The following is a 611-nucleotide window of genomic DNA, read 5'->3' on the forward strand; positions in this document are numbered from 1 at the left end:
TCGCATGCTGGTTTTGTCGGATTTCACGCGCCCTGCTTTGCAATTTTCCGTGCCCCTTACTTTGTTTGGCAACGTAAAAAGTGCCAAGGATGGTTTGGATATCAAACGTGGTGGCATCTTCCCTATCGTGCATGGTATTCGCACCTTGTCGTTGGAATATGCGATTGAAGAAAAAAACACCTTTGAACGCATCGAAGCACTAAGAAAAAAACGCATCTTAGAACCTGAGACCGCAGACAACTTAAACGAAGCGTTGAAGCTGTTCTTTAAGATTCGCCTTCATCAGCAATTGAGTAAACAAGAAACACTTAACAATATTGATATCAAACAGTTAGAACGAACCGAGCGTGACTTGCTGCGTCATAGCTTGCATGTGGTGAAGAAGTTTAAGCAGTTCTTGGGCTTCCACTATCAAATCCGCGATTAAGCGCTTACACAAGTCAAAATGAGGCGTAGAGGATGAACTGGTTACAACGCAAATATTGGCATTACAAACTGAAAGGCTCGCCTTATCAGTCGCTGTTTTGTGCGCCACACAAAACCGAGTTTGTGTCTCTAGATTGTGAGACCACCAGCCTTGATCCGAACCGTGCTGAGTTGGTAACCATCGC

At 44.5% G+C, this 611-nt stretch carries 1 protein-coding gene and 1 pseudogene; both read left to right on the top strand.

Features of this window, described 5'->3' with window-relative positions:
* Positions 1 to 427, top strand: a 427-nt coding sequence (locus R7E78_RS28130) for a putative nucleotidyltransferase substrate binding domain-containing protein (RefSeq protein WP_318058886.1), incomplete at its 5' end; no start/stop codon positions are given.
* 32 nt (positions 428 to 459) lie between these two features.
* Positions 460 to 611 (top strand): annotated as a pseudogene (locus R7E78_RS28135) (3'-5' exonuclease); the annotation flags it as partial.

The organism is Vibrio sp. YT-19(2023), assembly GCF_033337395.1.